Origin of the sequence: Siminovitchia jepli (assembly GCF_047228825.1) — a bacterium.
GTDB lineage: Bacteria > Bacillota > Bacilli > Bacillales > Bacillaceae_C > Siminovitchia.
In genome coordinates this window covers 1-9,539 of the sequence record NZ_JBFEGN010000105.1, presented here as the reverse complement: position 1 = coordinate 9,539, position 9,539 = coordinate 1, and the positions used below count along the sequence as shown (strand labels likewise).

General features: G+C 44.8%; 9 protein-coding genes and 1 pseudogene. 8 read left to right on the top strand and 2 right to left on the bottom strand.

Annotation, left to right across the window (positions count from 1 at the left end; all coding sequences use genetic code 11):
• Positions 1 to 112 precede the first annotated feature (112 nt).
• The 5 genes and pseudogenes from AB1L08_RS19980 to AB1L08_RS19960 form a co-directional block, all read left to right on the top strand.
• Positions 113 to 1,447: an NCS2 family permease gene (locus tag AB1L08_RS19980; protein WP_413066384.1), complete on the top strand. Its 1,335-nt coding sequence runs from the start codon at positions 113 to 115 to the stop codon at positions 1,445 to 1,447.
• Between the two features lie 194 nt (positions 1,448 to 1,641).
• Positions 1,642 to 3,195 (top strand): glutamine-hydrolyzing GMP synthase, encoded by a 1,554-nt coding sequence (gene guaA / locus AB1L08_RS19975; RefSeq protein ID WP_413066383.1) that lies wholly within the window; start codon positions 1,642 to 1,644, stop codon positions 3,193 to 3,195.
• 151 nt (positions 3,196 to 3,346) lie between these two features.
• On the top strand, positions 3,347 to 4,282 hold the full coding sequence (locus AB1L08_RS19970) for a tyrosine-type recombinase/integrase (RefSeq protein WP_413066382.1): 936 nt from the start codon (positions 3,347 to 3,349) through the stop codon (positions 4,280 to 4,282).
• 178 nt (positions 4,283 to 4,460) lie between these two features.
• A complete protein-coding gene (locus AB1L08_RS19965) occupies positions 4,461 to 5,225 on the top strand; it encodes a helix-turn-helix domain-containing protein (protein ID WP_413066381.1) in 765 nt (254 codons plus the stop codon).
• Positions 5,226 to 5,572: 347 nt separating this feature from the next.
• Positions 5,573 to 5,764: pseudogene (locus AB1L08_RS19960) on the top strand (DUF3102 domain-containing protein); the annotation flags it as partial.
• Positions 5,765 to 5,817: 53 nt separating this feature from the next.
• Here the strand turns inward: AB1L08_RS19960 and AB1L08_RS19955 are convergent.
• On the bottom strand, positions 5,818 to 6,501 hold the full coding sequence (locus AB1L08_RS19955; protein ID WP_413066385.1) for a ParB/RepB/Spo0J family partition protein: 684 nt from the start codon (positions 6,499 to 6,501) through the stop codon (positions 5,818 to 5,820).
• Between the two features lie 618 nt (positions 6,502 to 7,119).
• On the opposite strand from AB1L08_RS19955, the gene AB1L08_RS19950 reads away from it, so the two are divergent.
• Positions 7,120 to 7,713 (top strand): recombinase family protein, encoded by a 594-nt coding sequence (locus tag AB1L08_RS19950; protein WP_413066380.1) that lies wholly within the window; start codon positions 7,120 to 7,122, stop codon positions 7,711 to 7,713.
• Between the two features lie 408 nt (positions 7,714 to 8,121).
• On the opposite strand, the gene AB1L08_RS19945 is transcribed toward AB1L08_RS19950, so the two are convergent.
• Positions 8,122 to 8,466 (bottom strand): helix-turn-helix domain-containing protein, encoded by a 345-nt coding sequence (locus AB1L08_RS19945; RefSeq protein WP_144461141.1) that lies wholly within the window; start codon positions 8,464 to 8,466, stop codon positions 8,122 to 8,124.
• 228 nt (positions 8,467 to 8,694) lie between these two features.
• Here AB1L08_RS19945 and AB1L08_RS19940 point away from each other — a divergent pair, with 228 nt between their 5' ends.
• Together AB1L08_RS19940 and AB1L08_RS19935 are read left to right on the top strand one after the other, a co-directional pair.
• Positions 8,695 to 8,856 carry a hypothetical protein gene (locus tag AB1L08_RS19940; RefSeq protein ID WP_186306513.1) on the top strand — a complete coding sequence of 54 codons (162 nt, stop codon included), beginning with the start codon at positions 8,695 to 8,697 and terminating at the stop codon, positions 8,854 to 8,856.
• Positions 8,853 to 9,089, top strand: coding sequence for a hypothetical protein (locus AB1L08_RS19935; RefSeq protein WP_144461142.1), 237 nt, complete (start codon positions 8,853 to 8,855; stop codon positions 9,087 to 9,089). Before AB1L08_RS19940 ends, AB1L08_RS19935 begins: the two co-directional genes overlap by 4 nt.
• Positions 9,090 to 9,539 lie beyond the last annotated feature (450 nt).

The window sequence follows — 9,539 nt, the reverse complement described above, 5'->3', positions numbered from 1 at the left end:
CTTCAGCCTGAAATACGACTTTAGTCGTCGACATTTATGTCAAAATCCACCTGCTTTGAGCAGGTGGTCGTTTAAGAGATCGCCATAGAAAATTAGATGGAGGAAAGCAAAGGTGAAAAACTATTTTAAATTCGACGAATTGGGAACCAATTATCGGCGAGAATTTATCGGTGGTTTAACAACGTTTTTGTCAATGGCTTATATCCTGATTTTAAATCCGATCACCTTGTCGCTCGAAACGGTCAAGGATTTGCCTGATGCACTGCGAATGGATCATGGTTCCGTATTTGTGGCAACCGCTGTAGCAGCTGCCATCGGCACTTTATTGATGGGCCTGCTTGCAAAATATCCCATTGCGCTCGCGCCGGGCATGGGCTTGAACGCGTTTTTCGCATATACAGTCATTTTGACGATGGGGATTCCATGGCAGACAGCCTTGACGGGCGTTTTATTCTCGGGACTCATTTTTGTTATCTTATCATTGTCTGGTGTACGGGAAAAAATCATCAACTCGATCCCCGCTGAATTAAAGCTTGCGGTTGGATCGGGAATCGGTCTGTTTATCACGTTTGTCGGTTTGCAAAACGCAAAAATTATCGTTGGCGATGAAGCTGTACTGGTCGGCTTGGGGAATTTAAGGGACGGGAACGTCGTCTTGGCGATTGTCGGGATTGTGATTACAGTCATATTAATGACGCGTGGCGTAAATGGCAGCATTTTCTTCGGCATTTTGATTACTGGCGTAATCGGCATGGTGACCGGGGTTGTACCCAAGCCTTCCGGAATTGTGGGGCCTGTGCCGAGCATTGAACCAACATTTGGGGCAGCTTTAGAGCCGATTTTCAATTCGCCTGGCGAAGTGTTCACACTCCAAATGCTTGTTGTCGTATTAACATTCCTTTTCGTCGATTTTTTTGACACGGCAGGTACGCTTGTTGCTGTAGCACAGCAGGCGGGTCTCATGAAAGGAGATACCCTTCCGCGGGCCGGAAAAGCATTGCTGGCTGATTCCTCCGCAACAGTAGTGGGCGCCATTTTGGGCACGTCCACAACCACCTCCTATATTGAATCCTCTGCAGGGGTTGCAGCCGGGGCCAGGACAGGTTTTGCGAGTATTGTAACAGCCATTTTATTCCTGTTGTCACTGTTTTTCTATCCGCTCCTTGGAGTCATTACCTCGTCTGTTACTGCTCCGGCATTGATCATCGTTGGTGTATTGATGGTGTCCGGAATCGGAGGGATTGATTGGAAAAAATTCGAAATCGCCGTTCCTGCTTTTTTTACAATCATCTCGATGCCATTGACCTATTCCATTGCGACCGGGATCGGCATCGGCTTTATTTTCTATCCAATCACGATGTTGGTTAAAGGAAGGGCAAAAGAAATTCATCCTATTATGTACGGATTTTTTGTCGTCTTCCTATTATATTTCATCTTTATTTTTTAATCGGCTTTTGCTTGCGGAAAAGAGATCTCCTTCTCTGCAAGCTTTTTTACATACTGCCCATAATAAGGAGCAGATAAGAAAAATTGTCGATCCTATGAACGATCTTTTTCAAGACTTACAATTAATGATATGATGTCTCATATAGTGTTCTCCGTTCTTGCGGCGGAGGCTTTTAGATATGGAGGGTGCCTTACATGCCAGGAAAAACAGAATTGCAAAATCAGGAAATGATCATGGTATTGGACTTCGGAAGCCAGTACAATCAGTTGATTACCCGAAGAATACGTGAATTTGGCGTATACAGCGAGCTTCATCCGCATTCGATTACGCTTGAGGAAATCAAAGCCATCAATCCGCGGGGGATTATTTTATCGGGCGGCCCCAATAGCGTATATGGGGAAAATGCTTTTCGCTGTGACGAAAGGATTTTTGAATTGGGCATTCCTGTGCTGGGAATCTGCTACGGGATGCAGCTCATGACGATGCACTTTGGCGGCGTTGTTGAAAGAGCAAAAGGAAGAGAATATGGAAAAGCAACTATTCAAGCAAGAGAGGGGTCTTCTCTTTTTAAAGGACTCCCGACAGATCAGACCGTATGGATGAGCCATGGAGATTTGGTTAAGGAAGCTCCTGAAGGTTTCAGCATAGATGCCGTTAATCCTTCCTGCCCCATTGCAGCGATCAGCAACGAAGAGAAAAACTTTTACGGCGTCCAATTTCACCCTGAAGTCCGCCATACACAGTTTGGAAATGAACTTTTGAAAAACTTTGTGTTTGAGATTTGCGGCTGTAAAGGCGATTGGACGATGGAAAGCTTCATTGATGTTGAAATTGAAAAAATAAGAAAAGAAGTGGGAGACAAAAAAGTGTTGTGCGCACTGAGCGGCGGTGTCGATTCCTCGGTAGTTGCCGTCCTGATTCATAAAGCAATCGGCGACCAGCTCACTTGTATTTTCGTCGATCACGGATTGCTCAGAAAAGGCGAAGCGGAAAGCGTCATGAAGACTTTCCGTGAAGGCTTCCACATGAATGTCATCATGGTTGATGCAAAAGACCGGTTCCTATCCAAACTGAAAGGTGTTACGGATCCCGAGAAAAAGCGAAAAATCATCGGCAACGAATTTATTTATGTGTTTGACGATGAAGCTGCAAAGCTGAAGGGAATTGAATTCCTTGCCCAAGGCACGCTTTATACAGACATCATCGAAAGCGGAACAGCCACGGCCCAAACGATCAAATCACACCATAATGTCGGGGGATTGCCCGAGGATATGGAATTCAAATTAATTGAGCCCCTAAATACATTGTTTAAGGATGAAGTGCGGGCGTTGGGAACGGAACTCGGCATTCCTGATGAAATTGTTTGGCGTCAGCCATTCCCGGGACCAGGCCTTGGCATCCGGGTGCTTGGAGAAATTACCGAAGAAAAATTGGAAATCGTCCGCGAGTCCGACTACATTTTGCGTGAAGAAATTAAAAAGGCCGGACTGGATAAAGAAATTTGGCAATACTTCACGGTGCTTCCCAACATCCGAAGCGTCGGCGTCATGGGGGATGGCCGCACATACGATCACACAATCGGCATTAGAGCTGTCACGTCGATTGACGGCATGACCTCTGACTGGGCACGGATTCCTTGGGACGTTCTCGAAACAATTTCCACCCGAATCGTCAACGAAGTGGAACATGTCAACAGAGTCGTTTATGATATCACAAGCAAGCCGCCAGCGACGATTGAGTGGGAGTAGGAACACGCGTTCTTACTTGGCGGATAAACAGCGTAGATATTGACGTTAAGCTATCCGATAAAAAACGGTACAATCAAATACGTTTTAACGCGCAACTATAAAAGGCGTCTCTTTTACTTTTAATCGAGTGAAAGGGGCGCTTTTTTTCGTTATGAAAATAGTCGAAGCTATCAAAGAATTTGAGTTCGAACAACAAGTAAATGGATTGTCGAAAAAGTATATAGCACTTTGCCAACATCGTTTAAATAGTTGGAAAACGTATATGATTGACGAACTATTCATCGATGAAGTAGACCTCGTAACAGAACGCCATATCAAGCTATTTATTCGGTACAGGCAGAACTTAGGTCGTGAGAAGAATATTACGATTAATAATCGGCTGGCTACGTTAAAAGTGTTTTTTAAGTTTCTCATCGAAATGGAGGTCATTAGTAAGGAGAAAAATCCGATGGCCAATATAAAGAACCTTAAAGAAGGCCGGACGGTCATCTCTACATTTACTGACGATGAGGTTAAACGGATAATCGACTCGACCGGCTCGCAGACGTACAGTAACATTCGCGATAAGACGATACTTATATTTTTATTCGAGACGGGCGTTAGAGTCAGCGAGCTAGTCGGGATAAGGAATAGCGACGTATTTCTCGACCGCATCTTTATACGTGGCAAAGGCAGTCATGAGCGCTACGTCTATATTTCGAAGAAGATGAGGCGACAAATGAAACGTTATGAAAGAGCGAAGAAACTACGTTTTGAGCATTTACCGTCAAGCATGGTCGATGACTATTACTTTTTGAATCAAGAGGCGGACGGAATGAGCCGGTCTAATGTAAACAAGATACTAAGACGGGCGGGCACTAAGGCGAAGGTACGCGAGGAAATAAGATGCAGTCCGCACGATTGCCGGCACTACTTCGCGCAAAAGCAGATTAAGCAAGGTATCGACGTTTATTCCTTATCGCGCTTACTCGGACATAGCAGTATCGACATTACCACGCAGTACCTAAGAGGCTTGCAGATGGACGATATTATCGACATTGGCCGCAGGACAAGCCCATTACGAGATATTCCGATAAAACTAATCTAAATAAAAAAAAAAGAGTCCTCCGACAATCAAGCCGGAAGACAGCGTACAAACCTGCACCAACAGGTTCAAACTATAATTCAATTAACGTTAGTATATCGCAAAAAAGGCGAATATGCAACGTTTATTTAAGTGCGCGCTGTCTATCGATGGAGGACTACCGTAAAGGAGTCCGTTAATTATGCAGTATCTATCCGACTATCAAACATTCGAAAATAAGCAGCAATTAAACGAAGCAATCAGCGCACATATTAGCGCTCATACATACGATCTAAACGACACGGCCCGCGATGTCTTATTAATGCTTGCGCGTTACAGCGTCAAGTATCCGGGCGTGGCTCACTTAAAAACGGCTACAATCGCGGCAGCCATAGGCAAGACTGGCCGTACTATTCGGCGTGCAATTGCGAAGCTGATCGAGTTTAATATCATCGAAAAAGTAACGGTCATGCGCGTAGTTTCCGGCGGCTATGGTGCGAACATTTACCGCATATTGCCTTATGTTGTCCAGTCGTCAATGTCCGCTCGGTCTAGCGACGTAACGCCTACGGAAACAAGCGTTGAGCCGTCCGAAAATGAGAACGAACCTATTACTTATTTAAAACTAAATAATAATCTTACAGATACGTATTCGGACGATTCCAAGCCGTTTTACGTGCGATTTAAAGGCTTCATACATTCGACTATTGGCGAAGGCAATCAGCCGCTAGTCAGTCGCTTATATGGCGTTTACAAGGCGCATTCTACACCGCTACTGCGTGGACAAGCCTTCGATAGGCAAGACGTAGAGGAAGTCGGCTATCGTGCGTTACATGCCGCTGTCATGGCTACAAAGACGAAGAATATCCGCAATCTGCCGGGCTATTTTAATGGCGTAATCGATCGGATGCTTGACCGGTTATATTTCGAAACAATGGCGGACATGGGCGGATTGCCTGCGCCGTAACAACGTATGTAGGCGTGTGTAATCGTTCACCCCCCCCCTGAAAATTTTCAGTAGGGTTTACCGTCGTCACAACGTATATAGGCGTGTGTATTGCTTCTTGTTTGCGACAATTTGTCGTAATCAACTCGTATCGTCACAACGTATATAGGCGTGTATATCGCGACTCCACACCGGTGTGGGTCACAACGTACATAGGCGTGTGTATTGCTTCAACCCTATTTCGGAGTACGTACTCCGTTTTGAAGTCACAACGTATGTAGGCGTGTGTATTGCTTCTTCGTTTCCATGTCCTCCGATTTTCGGAGAAGATCGTCACAACGTGCGAACATGCTGCAACTACTCAAGTAATGGGCGGATTAAGCCCGCTGTTATGCGTTTTCCTTAACGCCTATCAACGGGTAGCAGGCGAGGCGATATTCGAGATTGGTAGGCGACTAAAGCACGTTAAGGAGAACGACCTGGCGCACGGTGAATGGGCGAGTTGGTGTGAAGGTACAGTCGGTATTGATAGGAGTACGGCGAATAAGTTTATCCGAGTGTACGACGAATTAGAAGATGTGGGTACGTACCCACGTTTAGGACTCCGAGCACTCTACGAAATAGCAACCCTGCCGCCCGAAGCGCGCGAAGTCGAACATGAATTAAGCAACGGTACGACGAAAAAGCCCGAAGATATGACCGTCAAAGAATTACGCGAATTAAAGAAGGCTTTAAAACAGGCGGACATCGAACCGCCATTTTGACGGTTTGCTATTTCCTCGCCTAACTGCTCGTATAAAGCCGTCTGTACTTCCGGCGATAAATGCGCCAATTGTTCGCCCGCTGTCGTGCCTAGCTTGCCTGCGGATACTAGCCGTTGTAGTTGCGGTATGAGGTCGTGGAGTTTCATAAGACGTTGCGTTGTCTGCCTAGTCTCACCGATAAACTCCGCTAAATCGGATTGGGATTTTAAATGCCTATTATGGGCATTTCCTCTCCCTTCGACATACTCTCCTTTTTTCTTCCAGTATTCTTCGAGGAATTTAAGTATTCGTGAAACTTTAATCGGGTCAGTCTCCGCCTTTCCTCTACGCTCCCAATTATCCGCGATAAGTAAGTATTCCGCTTCGTCTTCGTCGACATCCAACATTTGATACGGAACTTTTTCGAGTCCTAAGTCGCGGGCGATGCGTAAACGTTGGTGTCCGCTGATTAATGATGCAACGGCTGTAAAGTCGCTGAATTTGACGCTATATAAGAAGGAATGCGTTACTGCTTTAGCGAGATACAGCGACATTATGCAACGAAAATAAGAACGATATAGTCAGCCTTCGCGTTCACCACGGACAGCCTTCGAAAACTCGGGGAGTCCGATTTACTACCGATTGATCGGAAATTAGCGCATGACATAACGAATATATCGAACAAAAACGGATTATTTCGTGCGCTATAATGAAGGAACTATTTCGAAGTTCTTTAGTAGACTTTAGTTATCTTGCGATTTAGGCTTCCGATTAGTTCCGATTTTATGCCGTTTTTCATCGGTAGCTATCGGTAATTTATCGGACTTTTATCAGCCGCAAGGCGTTTACGCGCGACCCTTACAACGCTTTACAACTCCGATATACCGAAAACGAGCGCTTATATAGAAGAAACTCGAAAAAGGCATCGGAGTAGATGGGAGTTTGTAAGCCGTTTGACGCTTCCGCTCGGCCAGTCTAACGCTTTGATAATCGTATTAGTTATATATAAGTTATTAGGTTCAAAAACGTACACATCGTCTAAAAGTGTTAACTTATAGACTTTCGCAAAACACGCCGGAAACTATTCGAAAATACCGCTTGAAACCGTCTAGAAGTTAGTCTATAATTAAAAGTATAAAATATAGCAAACTTTTAGACGGAGGTTATCGGATATGAAAATCGGATATGCACGGGTATCGACAGTAGGGCAGGACTTAGAAACGCAAGAGGCGATATTAAAGGCGGAAGGCTGCGAGCGTCTATATGTCGAGAAGGTTACGGGAACATCGACAGCACCACGGAAGGAACTCGCTAACATGATCGACAATGTACGGGCAGGAGATACGGTGTATGTAACGAAGATAGACCGATTGGCCCGCTCGATTACCGACCTTAATAAGATTGTATCGGAGCTTAACAATAAGGGCGTAAGCATCGTATTCATTAAGGAGAATATGACGTTCCAAGCTGGCGATAACGTAAGCAGTATTAATACGCTACTATTCAATATACTCGGTAGCTTTGCGCAGTTTGAACGTGACCTTATCGTTGAAAGAACAACCGAAGGAAGGGAACGAGCGAAGGCGCAAGGGAAGCACATGGGCCGACCAGCAAGCAGTAACGAGCGAGATATACGTAAAGCTATCGAACTAATGAATGATCGCGAGAACAACGGACTAAGTGTAACGGACATATGCAAGTTGACAGGCGTCAAGCGTGCGACATTATACGCAAGAATGAAGGAAGAAAAGACAGTCGAAAAATAAGCGGCTGTCTCTTTTTATGTAAGGCGGGAGAATAAAAAAAAAGACCGGCGGGGGGGTATATAACGCTGGCCGGCCGCGCCAAGTAACCTCGACTAACGCGAAGTATAAAAACATCTCGATACCATAAAATGGAAATGCGAATACCAAAAAATTTTCCGCCGGAATTTTAAAAGTCGAGGGGTTAGCGATACCCGGCGGGGCCTCCTTTTTCGTAAAGCGCGCACCTTCTGGCGTTTTGATACGGGATATTTCCGAACGCTTTGGCTTTATCAGCGTTTAGACGCTTTATCTTCGATTCTACGGTCAAATATCGGGGGTATGCCCGCCTTTTTAGAAGTCGTAATGTTTCGCTAGTGTAATAGGTATCGTAAGGCATTGAACGTCTAAAAAGACGGTTATAAGCCTAGTTTAGTCCTTCGTCAATCCTTCGTCGATATACGCCTGCTGTTCGGCTCGATTGCCCGGATTCCAAAGCTCGCTTTCGTGTTCGAAAATGATTAACTCGTCCAATTTTTCGATACCTAATACTTCCGCAATACGTTCGACATGTTCGCGGTTGATAGTCGTTCGCAAGTTATTCGCAAGCTCACTAATTGCAGCCGGCCGAATATTGGTCATTTCCGCAAGCTCTTTCTGCGATATGTTCCGCTCTTTTAATACTTCTTTTAATCGTACATGAATTCGTAGCGGATCGCGTTCTTTTTCCCTACCTTCATTATATAGCGCAGCCAACGCCTCTTGTCCTTTTTCCATACCGATCATCTCCTTTTATTGGATTATACATTAATTACGAAAAATCGTAAATTAACGCTTGACATTACGATATAGCGGAATTATACTAGAGTCAAGAAATGAATTACGATATTACGTAATATATGAAGGAGGGGTCGTCAAAATGGAATTAATGTCGGTATTGTTTGCGACATTCGGAACATTCTTTATCGGTTACTTTATCGGAAGTATAAAGGAGGGCGAGGCGGAATGAAGCAAGCTAGACGTATAGCATGGTACACGCGCAAGGTCGCCGCATGGGGCGCCGTACATCCGACAAAGCGAGACGATAGGCACGGGCGAAGGGGCAAGCGGTTGATCGAGTATAAGGCAGCGTTAAATAAACGGTTGAAAGGGAGCGGTTCAAAGTGAACGAATTGAGACTAATATCTTATCGCAGGACTGTCGTAGGATGGTACAACTTCGATACGGAGGCAGGCGCTACGTATAATATCGAGCCGGAAATATTTCGGGAAATAACAGGCGTGAGTAAAGAGGCAGTACTCGGCTGTGCAGAAGTCACCGAGAAGGAACTACGCACATTAACAGCGGCGGCCAAGCTCGTAAAATTGCCGGATGGCTTCGAATGGGTTCCGGCGATATAAGATACAGCCCGATGATGTGCCGTTACTATTGGCGGAGTAACGGGATTTGGCCACGGAGGGCAAACGTAATATGCGCGGCCTATCGACTGGCACTCGGTAGGGATTTGGCCCGCGTGATACATAGGGCGATCGGAAATGGCAGCCGGTCGTCCTGTTACAATTCATTCTTAAAGCCTGTATTATTCGCTGGAATTTTATGGATACAAGGAATTGGGACATAAAAATTAAAATATTTGTAGGTCTTTAGACTTGTTTTTAGCGATAATTATTATAAATATTCACATAATAGACATAAACTGTGGGACTTTTGTCATTTTTTATCCTAAAAATTGGAAAATAAAATTACTATTAGTGAGAGGACTATTCTTTTTTGAAAGATAAGAAAGTATAAAATTTGGGTCTACCACGGTCATTTTGACTGTGGTATTTTTGTTTTATGGAGAGGAATAT